This is a genomic window from Frankia sp. CcMO1 (assembly GCF_977945845.1).
On record NZ_CDWTMG010000088.1, the window covers coordinates 1 to 16,754 of the forward strand.

General features: G+C 66.8%; 14 protein-coding genes and 2 pseudogenes. 2 read left to right on the forward strand and 14 right to left on the reverse strand.

Annotation, left to right across the window (positions count from 1 at the left end):
- The 5 genes and pseudogenes from AC08OU_RS12585 to AC08OU_RS12605 form a co-directional block, all read right to left on the reverse strand.
- Positions 1-816 (reverse strand): annotated as a pseudogene (locus AC08OU_RS12585) (4-amino-4-deoxy-L-arabinose transferase); the annotation flags it as partial.
- Positions 813-2,486 (reverse strand): annotated as a pseudogene (locus tag AC08OU_RS12590) (glycosyltransferase family 2 protein). The pseudogenes AC08OU_RS12585 and AC08OU_RS12590, both read right to left, overlap by 4 nt.
- 425 nt (positions 2,487-2,911) lie before the next feature.
- Entirely contained in the window at positions 2,912-3,088 is a 177-nt protein-coding gene (locus tag AC08OU_RS12595; protein WP_462188038.1) for a hypothetical protein, read from the reverse strand.
- Positions 3,075-3,947, reverse strand: a complete 873-nt coding sequence (locus AC08OU_RS12600) for a GtrA family protein (protein WP_476600047.1) — start codon at positions 3,945-3,947, stop codon at positions 3,075-3,077. Before AC08OU_RS12600 ends, AC08OU_RS12595 begins: the two co-directional genes overlap by 14 nt.
- Positions 3,944-4,225, reverse strand: a complete 282-nt coding sequence (locus tag AC08OU_RS12605) for a glycosyltransferase (protein ID WP_476604939.1) — start codon at positions 4,223-4,225, stop codon at positions 3,944-3,946. Before AC08OU_RS12605 ends, AC08OU_RS12600 begins: the two co-directional genes overlap by 4 nt.
- Before the next feature lie 865 nt (positions 4,226-5,090).
- Here AC08OU_RS12605 and AC08OU_RS12610 point away from each other — a divergent pair.
- Positions 5,091-5,777: a hypothetical protein gene (locus AC08OU_RS12610; RefSeq protein ID WP_476600043.1), complete on the forward strand. Its 687-nt coding sequence runs from the start codon at positions 5,091-5,093 to the stop codon at positions 5,775-5,777.
- Here the strand turns inward: AC08OU_RS12610 and AC08OU_RS12615 are convergent.
- The 9 genes from AC08OU_RS12615 to AC08OU_RS12655 all read right to left on the reverse strand — a co-directional run bounded on the left by AC08OU_RS12615 (position 5,761) and on the right by AC08OU_RS12655 (position 15,912).
- Positions 5,761-8,697: an FAD-binding and (Fe-S)-binding domain-containing protein gene (locus AC08OU_RS12615; protein ID WP_476600051.1), complete on the reverse strand. Its 2,937-nt coding sequence runs from the start codon at positions 8,695-8,697 to the stop codon at positions 5,761-5,763. The two genes, AC08OU_RS12610 and AC08OU_RS12615, sit on opposite strands and share 17 nt — an antisense overlap.
- Before the next feature lie 234 nt (positions 8,698-8,931).
- Positions 8,932-9,426, reverse strand: coding sequence for a transposase (locus AC08OU_RS12620; RefSeq protein WP_476600041.1), 495 nt, complete (start codon positions 9,424-9,426; stop codon positions 8,932-8,934).
- Between the two features lie 108 nt (positions 9,427-9,534).
- Complete coding sequence (locus AC08OU_RS12625; RefSeq protein ID WP_476600039.1) at positions 9,535-10,287, reverse strand: class I SAM-dependent methyltransferase; 753 nt, start codon at positions 10,285-10,287, stop codon at positions 9,535-9,537.
- Positions 10,288-10,337: 50 nt separating this feature from the next.
- On the reverse strand, positions 10,338-10,955 hold the full coding sequence (locus AC08OU_RS12630; protein WP_476604940.1) for a thiamine pyrophosphate-dependent enzyme: 618 nt from the start codon (positions 10,953-10,955) through the stop codon (positions 10,338-10,340).
- Positions 10,956-11,131: 176 nt separating this feature from the next.
- Entirely contained in the window at positions 11,132-11,635 is a 504-nt protein-coding gene (locus AC08OU_RS12635) for a class IV adenylate cyclase (RefSeq protein WP_462203502.1), read from the reverse strand.
- A 5-nt stretch (positions 11,636-11,640) separates the two neighbouring features.
- Positions 11,641-12,813: a cytochrome P450 gene (locus tag AC08OU_RS12640; RefSeq protein WP_476600037.1), complete on the reverse strand. Its 1,173-nt coding sequence runs from the start codon at positions 12,811-12,813 to the stop codon at positions 11,641-11,643.
- 50 nt (positions 12,814-12,863) lie between these two features.
- A complete protein-coding gene (locus AC08OU_RS12645) occupies positions 12,864-13,259 on the reverse strand; it encodes a hypothetical protein (RefSeq protein ID WP_476604941.1) in 396 nt (131 codons plus the stop codon).
- A 326-nt stretch (positions 13,260-13,585) separates the two neighbouring features.
- The gene (locus tag AC08OU_RS12650) at positions 13,586-14,692 is read right to left on the reverse strand and encodes an aminotransferase class I/II-fold pyridoxal phosphate-dependent enzyme (RefSeq protein WP_476600033.1); all 1,107 of its coding nucleotides are present in this window, start codon (positions 14,690-14,692) and stop codon (positions 13,586-13,588) included.
- Entirely contained in the window at positions 14,689-15,912 is a 1,224-nt protein-coding gene (locus AC08OU_RS12655; protein ID WP_476604942.1) for a hypothetical protein, read from the reverse strand. The genes AC08OU_RS12650 and AC08OU_RS12655 overlap by 4 nt, the downstream gene beginning before the upstream one ends.
- Positions 15,913-16,137: 225 nt before the next feature.
- Here AC08OU_RS12655 and AC08OU_RS12660 point away from each other — a divergent pair, with 225 nt between their 5' ends.
- The gene (locus AC08OU_RS12660) at positions 16,138-16,584 is read left to right on the forward strand and encodes a transposase (RefSeq protein ID WP_476604943.1); all 447 of its coding nucleotides are present in this window, start codon (positions 16,138-16,140) and stop codon (positions 16,582-16,584) included.
- Positions 16,585-16,754 lie beyond the last annotated feature (170 nt).

The window sequence follows — 16,754 nt, forward strand, 5'->3', positions numbered from 1 at the left end:
TTTACCCTCGAACAGCTCGTTCTTCGCGGCCGCATACAGGATGTAGATACCGCACACGCCGATCAGGCAGCCCATGAAGTTGCGCCGCACGAATCGCCAGTTACGAGGATCACGATTCTGCCGGAGCAGTACGTACAACCCCGGGAGGAAGATCAGGACGGTTTCTTTCGACCAGAAAGCGAAGGCCATGAAGATCCCGGCGAACGCCGCCGCCGCGGCACTGCGGCGCGGCGACGCCGCGCACACCAGGGCGGCGAGCAGCCACATCACGGCGATGTTGTCGAGGAACGCCATCCGCTGATACCACAGGGCGAGCGGTGAAAGCGAGAAGACGAGCAGGGCCAGGCCGGCGAAGAACCGTCGTAGGCCGAGGAGCCGGCCGAACCGGTACAGTAGCACGCAGCTCACCAGATGCACGCCGAACATGAGCTCGCGGGCGGCGGTGACCGCCGTCGGCGCCCGGTTGAAACCACCAGTGATCTTCGTGTAGATGGCAATTAACAGCCATCCGCCGAACGGATGGTCGTACCAGTACGTGTAATGCGCGATCCGGTTCCAGTACTGCATCGAATACGCCTGGGCGGCATACGTGCCCTCGTCGTCGGTGACGCGGCCCGGCCAGCCGTCGAAGTTATAACCGTGCAGCACCGCCACCACCGTCAGGAGCACGGCGAGCAGGAGCAGGCTGCGGCGGCGGGCGCCGGCCCAGCCGACCAGTCGGCCGGCGAGCTCCCCGGCCCGGGCGGCGATCCAGGTCACGGCGGTCTGCGGGCCGAGCAGTCGGGGGTACGGGTTCGCGGCGTCGGGTGCGGTCACGACGCCGCCTCCAGCTCGAAGCGGCCGGAGGCGGTGCTGTGGTGGGCCCCGGAGTGGGAGGTCTTCTCCCACTCGACCCAGCCACGCAGCAACCGGGCCGTGGCGCGCACTGCGGCGGCGGAAAGCGCGAGCTGGTACAGCGGGGCGCAGGGCACGAGCCGCACGCTGTCCCAGCGACGCAGATCGAGCCCGTACGCCTCGGCGAACTCGCGGAACGCCGCCTGTTCGGAGAAGACCGTCATGACGGTCGCACCGAACGGAAGCCAGAAGACGATGACCAGACCGGTCGGCGCCGCCAGGAACAACGTGAGGACCAGCGACACCGGCAGCAGGACGCCGGCGAGTGCCTGGAAGAACGGCATCGTGAGCATCTCCACCGCCATGATGCGCTGGCGTGCTCCCGGAAGCGCCCGCCAGTCCCCCTTGAAGAGGACCTGCATGAACCCCATCATCCAGCGGGTGCGCTGGACGACGAGTTTCGTGAGGCTTTCCGGGGTCTCCTCCCGGGTCGTCAGATCGGGGTGGTAGAAGACCGCGGTCGGGATTCCGGCGACCGAGGCCCGCACCCCGAGGTCACAGTCCTCGGTGAGGCAGGAGACGTCCTACCCACCGAGCCTTTCCAGCACCGTTCGCCGAATGAACACCGTATTGCCGCCAAGTGGGATGAAACGCGCGCGCGCCTGGAAACGCAGCCGCGACATGAACCAGATGTAGTACTCGAGGCAGCTGCGGGCCCGCCACCAGGAGGTGCCCGTGTCCAACCAGTGGAGGAACGCCCGCATCGGCGAGTGGTCCGCGGCGCGCCGCCACGCCGTGGCACGCGCGTTCATGAGCTGCACGCCGCCCTGGAAGATGCCGACGTCGGCGTGGCGCAGGGCCAGCGTGTTCACGTAACGCAGGAGTCCCCCGGCGATCAGGGACTCCGCGTCGACGACGCCGACCAGGTCTCCGGTGCAGTGCCGGCGGGCGTCCTCCAGGGACAGGGGTTTACTACGCCGGCTGCCTTCGGGCGCGACGACCCGCACGTTGGAATGCCGGCCAGCGATCTCCTCGGCGACCCGCCGGGTCTCCTGGTCGACCTCGTCATGGGACACCATCACGACCAGTTCCACCAGGTCGTGGGGGTAGTCGCCGGCAAGAATCTGGGTCAGGGTCCTCCCGAGCACCGGCTCGTCGCGGGCGGGGACGATGAGCGAGAAGCGGTTGCGGGGCGCGAGGTTGCCGGTCAGGTCCACGTGATGCACCCGCTCGGGGCGCTGCCAGCTGTACTGGCCGCGCACGAGAGTCAGGCTGGCGACCAGCAGCATCAGCAGCGAGACGATCGTCCATGTGGCGAGCAGCACGACGTGGTGATGCTCGGCCGCACGCACCCCCAGCGTCACCGCGAGGGGCACGCTGACCAGCGCCCACACCCAGCGGCGCCGGCGGCTGGCGCCGGGGGTCGACCCGCGGGCCCGCGCCCGGAACCGACGGGACAGGACCAAGCCGCCGGTCACCGCCGCCACCGCGCCCAGCACCACGGCGAACGGCTGGCCCAGGCGCGGACCGCCGTACGAGACCAGCCTGATGTCCGGCGAACCGGCGAACATGTAGACGTACCAGCCGCCCGACTCGCACGCGAGCCGGGCGAGCCACGGGATCCGCCGGCCCCGGCCACCCCGGCCGAACATCCGAGGCAGGACGATCGCGAGTGCTCCGGGCAGGAGGTAGGACGTGCTCCCGTCGAGACCGGCCAGCTCGGACAGCACGAGGGCCGACGTGGTGTGCAGGGCGGCCCCCACCCCGCGGCCCCCCACCTCGCGGCCACTGCGATCCACGGCCGAGGTGAGCGTCGGGGCACGCGGGGAGCTCGGTGCGCACGGGCCTGCCGACGCGCACCGCGGGGGAGCGCCCGCGCACGCGGGACTTCGGAATCGGAATCAGCATCAGAATCAGAATCGGATGTCACCTGTACCTGCCTGAAAGGGGTGGGCACGGAGCACCGCGGGCGGGCGACACCGCGGCGGGTCCGGTCCCCGGCCTGGATGGAGGGTCAGTTCGCCGCGACGAGCTTCGGGAGGTCGGCCACGTACTCGGCGACCGTGGTATCGGCGAATTAGCTCCTCGCCATTCCCTTGTAGTTCGTCGTTGGCGTGGAATACGCCAAGGTGCCGCCGGCAAGCAGGATCCGCCCGTCGGGGAGCTGCACATGCCCGGAACAGAACAGCCGGATGAGGACCCCGTCGGCGCCGAGGCGTACGCCGTCACCGGCGGGTGGGCTACGAAACCGCACCGGGCACCCCGTCCTCCGACGGCCTTCCGCGCGACGGCGACGCCGCCCGCTCAGGCACCGCCCGTCGCCGGTACACCAGCCGATCCACCACCAGGTATCGGACGATCACCGCGGCGGCCAGGGACATCAGGGTCGAGATGCCGACGCCGAGATGCCATCGCCCGACCAGCACCGCGAGCAGTGGCAGCCGGATGACCAGATCGAGGTTGTTGATGAGCGCGAACGCCGGATAGCGACGCAGCCGGGAACCCGTCTCCCGGTCCCAGGCCAGGAGCTCGCAGCCGAGGAAGTTCCAGCCGATGGCGATCTGGGTCGCGACGATCGCCGCGGCCAGGTAGTGCAGGCCGACGTGGTGAAGCACGGCGGTGCCAAGCAGGTTCGGCACCGTCCCGGACGCCCCGACCAGGGCGAAGCGCGCGGGCTTCGGAACCCGCAACGCGAACAGCCGCCGGGCGAAGCGGGCGCCTTCGGTCAGCGAGGCGTTGGAGGTCCCGGCGTGCCGCTCGGCGAAGGCGTACCCGATCTCGCGGACACGCAGCCGTCCGGACGCGACGAGCAGCTCCAGCAGGATCTTGTAGCCGTCCGGTCGCAGGCCGGCCCGGTCCACGACGGCAACCCGCACCAGGAAGAAGCCGCTCATCACGTCCGAGACGCCGCGCAGCCGACGGGGGAAGACCCACCGGCACAACCGGTTGGACCCCGTCGAGACCAGGTGCCGCATGCTTCCAGCGAGCCCCGATGCGCTGCCGCCGGACACGTACCGGCTGCCGATCACCACGTCGGCGGCATGTTCCACGGCGGTGCCGAGCAGCGCCGGGATGGTCTCCGGCGGATGCTGGAGGTCCCCATCGATGATCACCGCATAGGGTGCGGCACAGAGCGCGAAGCCCTCGCTGACCGCGCCCCCAGCCCGCCGACCCGCTGGGCCGGGGTCCGATGGTGCACCCGTACCGGTAACCGCATCGAGGGGCGGACGCGCGCGATGACCTCGGGTGTTCCGTCGTCGGAGTCGTCAACAAAGATCACTTCTCCGAACAGGCCGTGCAGCGCATCGTCGAGGCGCCGCAGCAGCGGTTCGACGTTGTGCGCCTCGTTGCGGGTGGGTATCACGACCGACACCTGTGGCCCGACGTCCACCCGGGGACCAACGTCCACCCGGGGACCGACCGGTTCCGCGGCCGAACCGCCCGTCCGCTCGGGACGCTCCAGCGGGGGCGGGGATGCGGCAGAACGGGCAGGCGGAGCAGGCCCGTGCGGTCGTCCGGTCCGCCCTCCGGCCCGGTCCGGCTCCCCCGATCGGCCCCACTCCCCTGCTCGATCCGGCTTCCCCGATCGGTCCTACTTTCTTGATCGGTCCTACCCCCCTGACCGGTCGAGGTCATCGGGTCCCCCGGGGCCACTGACCCGCGAAACGCGGGTCAGTGCCGAGATAATCCCGATCCGTCGAATTCCGGACAATACAGTGCAACATTCACACGGCCACATTCCTGTAGTGATCATAACGAATTTCCCCCAGAGGCAGCAGAATAAGAGAAGTCCCGGATCGAGCCATCTACCGGCACCCCATGCCCGATCCGGGCCCTACGGTCATAAGGCCGGGCGAAAAATTACCGCAGGCCGTCGGCGGACGGGGGCGGGTGACCACCAGGAACACTCCGAGACACGGTCTCCCCGCTAAGCCGGGTGCGCCCGTGCACACCGCACTCCACCGGCACGCTTCCCGACACTTCCGGGCAACCCGGTTGACCGGTACCGCCCGGCCCTATAGGGGACGTAATGAAATAACAAATACGTGATCGAAAGCATCATCGCAGGTCACAGGCCTGTGGAGGGTTCGAAACGCGCAAGTTATTTCATTTCGACTCCATAGGGCTACAAGTCCCGGCCCCACGGAGCGGCACATCGCGACAACACGTGGAACCACCCCGGCCGGGTTGACGACAATCACGACCGCAGAACCCCGCGCCCATAGACTTCCCAGCCATAAACCCCAGGGAGCACGGTGTCAGACCAGCCTCGCAAGAGCAGAGCGGACAGGGAGCACGTTCGCCTCAACCAACGGGATCTCCACGCCCTCGAATGGATCTTCGACATGCGAGCCGCCTTCGAATCGGACATCTCGGAGATTCTCGGCCCGGAACACCCGATCTCCAAGAACGCGGCTCGCGCCGTCGTGAAGCGATGGGAGAACGCCGGAGTCGCCTCCGCCGATCCCGTACTCGCCGGCCAGGGCCGGCTCGTACGGCTCACCGCCGAGGGCACCCGGCTGGCCAGTTCGATGGAGCTGGAATCCGACGGGGCGACGACGAGCGCGGCGGGGGCCGTGCGCCACGCCATGGTCGCCCGCGCCCGGCTGCGGATCGAGAACGCCGGGGTGGGCGGGTCGCGGGTGCTGGCCTGGATCAGCGAGCGACAGTGGCGGCACGAGAACGAGGCCGCCCTGCACACCGGGTCGCACGTTCCCGACGGATTCGTCCGCCTCGATGGCGGGATGACGGGAGTCGTGCAGGTCGGCCACACCCGGGTGGAGGTCGCCCGGCTCCGGCCACTGGTCGCGAAGCTCGCCCGTAACCACCCCGTCGTCGTGCTCGCCGTTCCCCGGGGGGAGCTGGCCGGCAACCCGGCCGGCCCGTCCGCGGTCGCCGACGGTGGCGGCCTGCCGGCGACGGTCTTCACCGTGGAGATCTGAGCCCGGCGAGATGCTCGGCGAGCAGCTCGGCGAGATGCCGCCCGCGCCGGGCGGCGACGTGTTCGGCCTGGGCCCGGCAGGAGAATCCGTCGGCGAGCAGCACAGTGCCCGCGGGAGCCGAAGCGATCGCCGGGCCCAGGGTGCGGGCGGCGATCGCCATCGACACGTCGTAGTGCCCGGCCTCCATGCCGAAGTTGCCGGCCAGGCCGCAGCACCCGGCGAGGACGGTGACGTCCGCGCCGGCCACCGCCAGCAGGCCGCGGTCGGCGGCGAATCCCATGACCGCGTGCTGGTGGCAGTGCGGCTGGGCGAGGACGCGCACCCCGTCGAGGCGCGGCGGAGTCCAGCCGACGGTGTCGCCGAGCAGCTCGGCGAGGGTACGCACCGCACCGGCGACCAGCGCGGCGGCGGGGTCGCCCGCGAGCAGCTCGACGAGGTCGCCGCGCAGCACCGCCGTGCAGGACGGTTCCAGACCGACGATCGGCGTCCCGGCCCGGGCGTACGGCGCGAGGCGGTCGACGGTCGCCCGCAACCGGCGGCGCGCGCCGTCGAGCTGGCCGGTGGTGATCCAGGTGAGAGCACAGCACGCGGGGCCCGGCGGCACGATCATCCGGTAGCCGGCGTCCGCCAGCACTGCCACGGCGGCTCGGCCGACCTCGGGGGAGAAGGCCTCCGTGAACGTGTCGATCCACAGCACCACCTCCCGGCTGTGGGCCTCGCGTCTGTGGGCCGCTTGCCCATCAGCCGGCCGCCCGTCAGCCAGGTACCCGTTTCCCCGGTCCGGGCCGCCGTGCTCGCGCCACCAGCGGCTGAACGGTTGCCTGGCGAAGGCCGGCACCTCGCGGCGCACGTCCATGCCCCCCACCCGCAGCAGCAGCCGTCGCACCGCCGGTCCGGCCAGCACCGCGTTGACCAGGCGTGGCGCCCGCCCGGCGACCCGGGCCCAGCGGGGCAACCAGCCGAGCACGTAATGGCTGACCGGCCGGAGCCGATGCCGGTAGGCGCGGAACAGCACCTCGGACTTGTACGTCGCCATGTCCACCCCGGCCGCGCAGTCGCGCGCGCACGCCTTGCACGACAGGCACAGGTCGAGCACCTCGGCCACCTCCGGGGCCCGGGCGCCCCCGGCACCTCCGCGGACCAGCGAGCCGTTCGCCATCTCCTGCAGCACCCTGGCCCGGCCGCGGGTGGAATCCTTCTCGTCGCGCGTCGCGAGGTACGACGGGCACATGAAGCCGCCGGCCGCCGGCGTGTCGGCCCGGCAGGTGCCCAGCCCGACGCAGCGGTGGACGGCCCGCCCGAACTCCCCCGCGTCGGCGGTGAAGGCGAATCCGCCGCTGGCGGGCAGCGGGCGAGCCGCCGGCAGGCGCAGGTCGGCGTCGATCGGCCTCGGCCGGACCAGCACACCCGGATTGAGAAGATCGTCCGGATCGAACAGGGCCTTGAAACCGGCGAAGACGCCGAGCGCGGCCGGCGAGTACATCCTGGCCAGCAGCTCACCGCGGGCCCGGCCGTCCCCGTGCTCACCGGATATCGAGCCGCCGTAGGAGGCGACCAGGTCGGCGGCCTCGGTCAGGAACGGGCGCAGGCGCCCCGGGGCGTCCGCCAACGGTAGATCAAGCCGGATGTGCACGCAGCCGTCCCCGAAGTGTCCGTACGGCACCCCGTCGATCCGGTGCGCACGCAGCAGGTCCTCGAAGTCACGCAGGTAGGCCCCCAGGCGCTGCGGCGGCACGGCCGCGTCCTCCCAGCCGGGCCAGGCCGGTTCCCCCGCCGCGGTCCGCCCGGCGAGACCCGCGCCGTCCTCGCGGATCCGCCAGAGGGCGCGGGTCTGCGGGCCGGTGGGCAGCACCCGGGTGGCCCTCGTGCCCGCGGCGGCCGCCAACGCCCGGCCGGCCGCGAGCGTCTCCGCCGGGCTCGCCCCACCGACCTCGACGAACAGCCAGCCGGTGCCGGCGGGAAGCTCCGGTACGGCCCGCGGTCCCCGGTGCCGGCGCACGATGTCGACCAGGCGCGCGTCCATGCCCTCCACCGCCAGCGGAGCGTGCGGGAACAGCAGCGGCACGGCGTCCGCGGCGGCCGGCATGTCCGGATAGCCCAGCACGACCATCGCGGTCGCGGCCGGTCGGGGGACGAGGCGGACGGTCGCCCCGAGCACGACCACGCAGGTGCCCTCGGAGCCCACCAGTGCCTTCGCCAGGTCGCCGCCGCGTTCGGGCAGCAGGTGCTCCAGCGAGTAGCCGGAGATCTGGCGGGGGAACCTGCCGAGTTCGGTGCGCAGGACCGCCAGGTTGGCCCGGACGAGGTCGTCGAGCCCGGGGACTGCCGGATGCCCGGAGCCACCCGGGCCGACCCGCAGCCGACGTCCCGTGCCGTCGAGCACGTCGAGGTCGACGATGTTGTCGGCGGTCCGGCCGTAGGCGATCGCCCGTGCGCCGCAGGCGTTGTTGCCGATCATGCCGCCGATGGTGCAGCGGGCATGGGTGGAGGGATCCGGACCGAATCGCAGCCCGTGCCGGCCAGCCGCCGCCTGGAGGCTGTCCAGGATGACCCCGGGCTGCACGCTCGCGGTGCGGGCGGCCGGGTCCAGGGAGATGACGCGGTGCAGGTGGCGGCTGAGATCCATCACCACCCCGGGGCCCACGGCGTTGCCCGCGATGGAGGTACCCGCTCCCCGGGTGGTCAGCGGGGTCGCGGTGGACCGGCAAACCGCCACGATCGCCAGGATGTCCTCGACCTCCCGGGGGAACACCACGACCGCGGGTGGCACCCGGTAGTTCGAGGCGTCGGAGGAGTACTCGGCCCGGCGCCGGGCCGAGGCGTCGACCATGGGCCGGACCGCTCGATCATGATCCACACTGGTGCCAGCGACCATCGACCCGGCCGTGGTCGGTCGCTCCCCGAGCGCCGCCCGCAGCATCCGGGCCAGCTCCGCCCGGTCCCCGGCCCCTGTTCCGACCCCGGCCCGGTCACCGAGACGCCGAAACTGTCGGCGAAACTGCTCGACCCGCACGCGACGCTGCTCCCGCTGCACCCCACCATCCTCGCCACGGGCCGGGCCGGCCGCACCGGATCGGCCTGCCACTGTGGATCTTCAATGAGATCACCCTCCCGGAACCCGGGCACGGCACGGTCGGTGGCCTCCTTCGGCCGCTCACTGATGTTGACCATGCCGACGATCCTGCCCCCTGGTCACAGTGCTGCACGACTGGTTGACCCACCCAGTCCAGCCCTTGGGCAGCATGATCTCCAGCTCGGTTCGCAGTTCCCCACCGTCCTGCAGGCGGCTCCACTTGTAGATCGTCTCGTGGGACACGCGCATGCTCTCGTCATCGGGGAACTCCTTACGCAGTCTCTCGCTGATCCGTTTCGGGGACCACTTCTCGTCCAGGCCCGCGTTGACCTCGTCGCGCAACGGCGGCGACGCGACGAGTTTGCGTTCCTTCGGACGCGCGCGCATCGCGTCACAACGCGCCTGCGCGTCCGCCGCCCAGTATGCTTCCTCGCCGCCGTTACGCTCGATCTCCCGTGAAAGCGTCGAGTGATGCCGGCCGAGCATCTTCGCGATGATCCGCGCCGATTGGTTCCGACCCAGCTCTCGGGAAATTACCTCCCGCTCCTCGATTGTCAACTGCTCCCGCCGGCCCATCCACCATCAGTCCCTCGGCTCCACCATCCAGTCCCTCGACGCCAAAGCGATCATCATATCGAGACGTTGCTACGCCCATTTGACCCCGCCATGTCCATGGTCGACCGGTCAGCGCGCCTGGGCCCGTACAAGCAGATACTCAGCGTCGAGCTCGACCCGGTCCGCCACCACGGAATTCTCAGTGAAACAGCTCTCGATCTCCTGTCGCAATTCCCGCGCGGCCGGTGGGTCCAGCGAGATCAAGGCGGCGACGTGGGGCGGGGAGTAACGGAGGAAGAAGTCCGCGGCGGCCGCCGCTGTCGGGAAGGAGTACCTGATACACGCGGATATGCACTCGATGTCGTGAAAGTAGGGCGTGAGCCTGGGGAGCACGATGTCGCGCACTCCCCACTCATTGGGCTCGGGCAGGCTCTCGGGGAGGGGGAGGCGACGCTTTATGATCGCGTTGAGCCGGCCCATGAACCCGGTAGGGGTGAAGTTCGCCAGGCCAACCTGGCCGCCGGGCCGCAGCACTCGGTGGACCTCGGCGGTGGCCGCGTCGGGTCGCGGTGCGAACCAGATGCCGCAGGCGGAGAGAGCCACGTCGCAGCTGGCGTCCGACAAGGGAAGGTCCTCGGCATCGCCTTCGAGGACGGTGATCTCCAACCCGGCCTCCTGGGCCCGGGCCCGGGCCAGCTCCACCATCCGCGGCGTGATGTCGACGGCGGTGACCAGCGCGCCCCGTCGGCCCGCGGCTAGCGCTACGTTCCCGGTGGCGGTGGCCACGTCGACAACCCGCTGGCCCGCCCGCACTCCGGCCCAGTCGCACAGCGCTTCGGCAATGGGTAGCTGCCGGTCGGCGATCAGCTGGTAGTCCCCCATAGTCCAGATGATCCGACCGCGATTCTTGACGCCATGTGGGTCATCCGTCGTCATGGCATGCCTCCCGTCGATAGAGTGAGCGTTCCGTGATGTCGCGTGGCGGCTGAGCTGCAGGGCAAGGAAGAGTTATCGCGCGTCTCGTGACGAAGCTGAACAAGCATCACTCCTCCACCGAACGGGCCGGCAGTTCCATCACCAAAAAAGCTCAAACATACCTGACCTGTCTCGCGCATCTTCGCACTCAATCCTGCTCCAACCGCAATCGGCAAACTCCCACCAACAATCCCCGACTCACCAAGGCTGCCCACCGAGAAATCCGTCAGATGCAACGACCCACCCTTGCCCCGGCAGACTCCTGCTGACTTCCCAAGGAGCTCAGCCATCAACGGACCAAGTTGCGAACCTTTACCGATCAAATGGCCGTGCGACCGATGATAGCCGATCATATAGTCATCGCCGCGAAGAGCCATACACGCCCCAACAGCCGCGGCCTCATGCCCGATCGACGTATGAAGCCATCCAGGAAGCAAACCCTTCGCCTGCAACTCAATAGCACGCTCATCGAAGTGTCGAATACGCAGCATACGCCGCTGCATCTCGATCAAACTCTCACTGCTCAGAGTCGCATCTATAAGAGACTGGCCTATTTTTCCCCGGGCCGATTCCATAACCCCGATCCTATCTCTGTCTTCTACCGTTATGGCCATGTTCGGATGGACGAATGAAAGGTTGGCAAATCAAGCTAAGGGGACGTAATGAAGTAACAAATACGCGATCGAGAGCATCATCGCAGGTCACAGGCCTGTGGAGGGTTCGAAACGCGCAAGTTATTTCATTTCGACTCCTAATGCGACAGACCCAGTAGCAGATCGGCGTAGGACATGGGGATGTCGGGTTCGGCCTCCAAAGCGAGTGATCGTCGGTGTCGCCGATGAATAATATCGGCCTGCATGCCAGGTATAACGGCTGTTTCGAGCTCAACGAACGCGCCTAGTCCGACAACCTCGTCAAGATGAACGATAGTCGAGTCGAGTCTCCATTCCTCCCGGGTCTTGACCACGTCGACCAGCACTCCCAGCAAAGCCCCGAAGACGTTCCTGCACGAATCGGGATCGGTGACGTCGGTTGTGATGTATATGCACCGCCGGTCGGGCCCCTGATGTCGATGGTATGCGACCAGTTGTGCGGCGTCTACGGACACCCGAAGTTTGAGCCAACCGACCGGTACCTGGAAGTAGGTATCGCGTTGATGCACGAATGTATCGAGAGACCCACCCGCGTCGGTCAGCCGCTTCCGAACCTCAGTCAAGCCGGCACATCGGATCTTCGTTTCGAACAGCTCTGGCATGGCCACTAATCCGGTCTGGTGCGTGCGATCTCCAGGCGTACTGGACCGCGTACGAAAAAAGACTGTCCATAGTCGATGGTGGTGACGACGTAGTCAGAAACGAACGACAGCAACTGCTCCAGAGCCAGGCGTGCCTCGACGCGTGCGAGCGGAGCGCCGAGACACAAATGGATTCCATGACCGAATCCGAGGTGCCGATTGGGTGAGCGAGTAATATCGAACCGCTCTGGATGGGGGAAGCGGATGGGATCGCGGCCTGCCGCAGCGGTCAAGACCCAGACGGTTTCGCCGGGCAACAGGGAGACCGCACCGATCGCGGTATCCTCGGTCACCGTTCTGGGGTCGAACTGCGCCGGTCCACTGAACCGGATAACCTCCTCCACGGCAGCTCCGGTGAGTGAGCGGTCGGCAAGCAGAGCACGGCGCTGGTCGTGATGCGCGGCGATCAGAACGATCGCGTTGGCGATCAGCTTGGCCGTGGTCTCGGTACTCGCCATAAGGAGTAGTACACAGGCGGCTACGACCTCCGGTCTGGTCAGGGTTCCCGTGCGATGGGCTGCCAGCAGGTGCGCTAGCAGGCTGTCCTCGGCCGGCGCCTCACTGGCCAGTCTGCTGCGGGTATAGTCTGCCAACGCCATCCCCGCGCTCACCGCATTTCGGTAGAGTGCCGCGGCCGTTGGCTCGGTGTCCGCCAACACCGCGGCAACGCTGCCGACGGCCATCTCCTGTGTCCATCGAATGACCTGGCTGCTGTCCGACTCCGGGACGCCCAGCATCCTGCAGGTGACCAGGGCGACGAGTGGGAACGCCACGCCAGTGAGCACGTCAATGGGTTCCCCGTCGCGTAGTGGCTCCCGCAGAGCGGCGAACACATCCTCGACAGTGGCGCGGACGAGCGGCTCCCAGCGCGCCACGGCGCGTACTGTGAAGCAGTGGCGCAGCACGGAACGTAGCCGGTCGTGGTCAGGTGGATCGCTGCCCAGCATGGTGGCTGCACCGTCGTACCACGGTCCGAATTTCTCATCGGCGAGTACCCGCGAGGAGTAACGGGAGGGATCCCCGAGAATCGCCACTGCGTCATCGTATCCAGTCACCATCCACACGTCGGCCAATCCGTTATAAACACACCTGCCGAGCAACCGGATTCGTTCATAGATCGGAAACGGGTCGGCGACCACCTCCGGCGACATGAAGTTGATGTTCAGTACGGGTGTTCGGGGGGTCGTAGTCACGCCGGAACCTTTCCGAGCAGAATCATGTACTCCAGGTCGATACGAATGCCGTCAGATGTCATCGATGACCTTGTGGTGAGCCGTTCGACCTCGGCGGTGAGCTTGTCCACCTGTGCCGGATCTAGACCACTGCAGGCCGCGATATGGGACGCGGAGTTGGTGAACAAGAACTCTGTGGCAGCCCCAGCGGACGCGAAGTTCCACGGGACGGTCGCGGTGAATGTCATCACGTCGGTGAAGTGTTGTTCGAGCCGGGTGATGGCCACTGCTTCGTTGGCCCAGTCGTTGCGCTCCGGAACACCGTCCGGCAGCGGTCGATAAGCCTTGATGATCTCCTCGACCTGGCCAAAGGGGACGTAATGAAGTAACAAATACGTGATCGAGAGCATCATCGCAGGTCACAGGCCTGTGGAGGGTTCGAAACGCGCAAGTTATTTCATTTCGACTCCAAAGTAGCTTCCAGGCGTGAATCCGGCTAGCCCCACGACACCCCCGGGCCGCAGTACCCGGCGTGCTTCCGCGATAGCGATATCCGGTCACGGCGTCCAGCACAGCCTTGCCGGGTTGAATGTCATCGCTCTGGCACAGGTGTTCAGCGATCGGCATTACGCGTGTGGCAAGTTTAGCGTAATCTCCTTGTGCCCAGGTCTCGCGAACATAGTCCTTGTATGCGGCGGCGACGGTTTCCCTTATCATCGGATACCTTCCGTGATCGCATTTATTGTATGGCGTCAAAATCCGTCAGCGCCTGGACAACTTGATGCAGCAGGGATACCGGCGCGGCGGTGAACTGAAGTAGTGACGCGAAGCCTACGCAATCTGCATGAGAACGGACAATCACGCCTTTCCTGATGAGATGCTCTTTGAGACAGCGTGCATCGTCCGGTTCGCCGACATCCACGGTGAGAAAGTTGGCGTCACTTGGCAACGGCGAAATGCTTTTCTCCATGCCGGCCACCTGGCCGGCAAGCCACTCGCGCCCGTCGACGATGTCTTTCCGGATCGAGTCGAGCTCCTTCTTGTGGTTACGGCACATTTCAAGTGCCACCCAGGCAGTAACGCCGGACACAGCGCGAGCCCGACCCCATTTGCGGAGGTACTCTACAATCGATGGCGCGCCGATGGCGTAACCCAGACGCATCCCGGCCAGCCCGGCACTCTTGGAAAACGATCCGATCCTTAGCACGTTGTCACATCCGCAGAAGTGCCGGGGTCTGCCTTCCCCACGAAAGGCTTGATAACACTCATCGATCACGAGCAGATTTCCATGATGATCGGCCACCGCGGCAAGGGCCATCATGGCCTCTTCGTCGAGGGACCTGCCCAGCATGCCGTGCGGGTCCGTCACGACGAGGACGGTCGACGGCCTGCGTTCCATCGCCCGCATGGCGTCGTCCACCACGAAGGACAGCTCGCCGGGCCGCGGCAGCCAAGGAAGAACGTTGATGCCTCGCAGTTGGGCGTGATACCGGTAGGCCGGATAGGTGGGATCCTGCAGGATCAAGGAGCCTGGTCTGGCGGCACACGCGTCGATGATCACTCCTATCGCGTCGTCGGATCCGGGGAAGATCTCCAATTCCTCAGGAGAGCAGTCCACAACATCGGCCAGTTCGGTGATGAGTTCTGAGTAGATCGGGTATCTGGTCGCGGCCGTCGGTGGAATTTTCTGCAGCACCGTGGCCATCAACGGATCGAGCGCTGGGTGGATCAGTTCGTTGCGCGAGAGGTCCAAAACATTGCGGGGATGGGAGCGCCGTTCAGGAGCGGCCAAGCTGCTTAGCCGCGGGTCGAGGTACCACTGGTCCGACGTCGTGAAACCCGTCATTTCTCGGCCACCGCCTTGTCTGCGAAGTAACTGCCTAGGCAATGGCCGATGAATCGCTCCACGCATCGACGTTTACGGCGAGCTTCAAGGTCACGGCCCGAAGCAAGCGAGTGCGCTACTTTGACGTCGGTTTCCTCGTGGCAGCGCAAGTAATCTGTCGCATAATGCAGCCCGCTGAATGACACCGATCCGCCAGTGTCGATATTCCACTCGTGTACAGCCAATGCCATCTGTGCCAGCTCGTTGTCTATCGTCCGTGCGCCTAGCAGTCGCGCGACCTCACGCTGGACGTGATCCTCCTCCAGCACCGTCGGCACCGATATATGGAGGCCACTGTCCAGCGCCGGAACTCGATCGAGAAGCAGATTCGGCGGCCCGTCCGATATCTGGCGCACCCGTACGCCGGAGAGCAACCCGTATCGCGAGGGCACGAAAAGTCTGTTGTAGATATCCTTCGGTTCGTCGAGTGCCCCCAACTTCCCTACATAAATGATCTCGCGGACACCAAATTTGCAGCATTGCCGCGCCAGCCGGCCACCGATAGATCCCCAGTAACTGAACCGCACCCCCAGCAAGGTGATTCGCCGGCCCCTTGGTCGGCTGAAGGTCGAGGCAACATAATACGATGTCTCCTGATGCCCGATACGGTAATAACCAGCATCACTAAGAATGTCGGAAAGCAATTCAATCTTGCCGAATACGACAGTTTCAGCACCGTTGACGAGCGATTCATTAATCCCCGTCCATTCGGCGATTGAATGCTCCGCATCCGGATAATACCACACCCGCAGCAACTGCTCGGTATGGCGAGTGTACCGGTTCATCACGTGTGCGACAAGGCTGGCGTAGTGAATCACGTAGTCACGTCCTGGAGGCACCGCTATACATAGCACCTCCCGGCCGTAAGGATCGTGTGCTTTGAACAGTTCAGGCCGCACGCCGTTAAGTATCTTGTCTGGCTGCTGATTCGAGCCGAGCGGCTGTTGCACCCGTCGGCCCAACGCCGTGGCAACCAAAGTGAAATGGGCCGGGTACACACCGTGGACCTCGATGGGCATCCTCCGCGCGACCGCTCCGCGAATCAGCTCGGTCGAAACTCGCTGATCAACGTAAGGATCAAGGTCTTCTGCCATCGTGTGGTCGCTCGGTCGAGCCATGGGTACCCGGTTCGTCGGGTATCTTTCCCGCCGAGAGTAGATGGTGATCAGCGAGGCATCCATCTTTATCTGTGCCTCCTGCCAATCCGGTCCCTGCCGGATTGGCAGGAGGACAACCCATTCGGTCCATTCGGTCAGAGCCTGTTTTAGATCTTCTTGTGTGTACGGAGCGCGATGGAAGGCTGGTGTGGATGTTGGTGGGGTTGGGGTGGGGGTGAGGGCGGCGGGGGCTGGCCGTGGTAGGTACATACCGGTACTGGTCGGGTCTGGGCGACGCCGGGTGGGTGGTTGCCGAAGCGGTGTTGCCGCCGGTGCCGAGGGGCGGCCGGCCCGGGGCGGGCCCGCCGGGGCATCGTGGGCGCCTTCCGGTACGTGGCCTGCAACGGGATCGTGTGGCGGGCGCTGCCGGCGGGCTTCCCGGCGTGGCGGGCGGTCTGCGGCTTCTTCGACCGGTGGAAGGACAAGGGCGTGACCGCCAGGGTCCAGGGCGCGTCGCGGGGCGGGGTCCGGCCCGCGGGGGTCATGGACCATCCTGAAGGCCACCGTCGAGACCGCCCGGGAGAACCCCGGCCGGAAAATCTCCGGGGCCCTGGCCCTGCCGGGACGAGGGGTGGTCGAACGCACCCTCGGCTGGCTCACCGCTCACCGGCGGCTTGCCCGCGGCTCCCGCGGCTATGGACGTCATCCCGCCACCTCCGAATCGTTCATCCACATCGTTCATCCGCTGGGCGATAGTCCGTCCGAGCTCTTCCGGCCGGGAGGCTTTGCCGCCCTTCCAAAAACGCTACGAACTAGCCGGCAAGTCGGCAAGTTTTGTGAATAAATGGTTTTTTGCGCATTCTGCGCAGACGAGGAGCTGGCCCGCACCGGCGAGCAGCGCCGCCAGGACCGCGACCGCCAGCCCA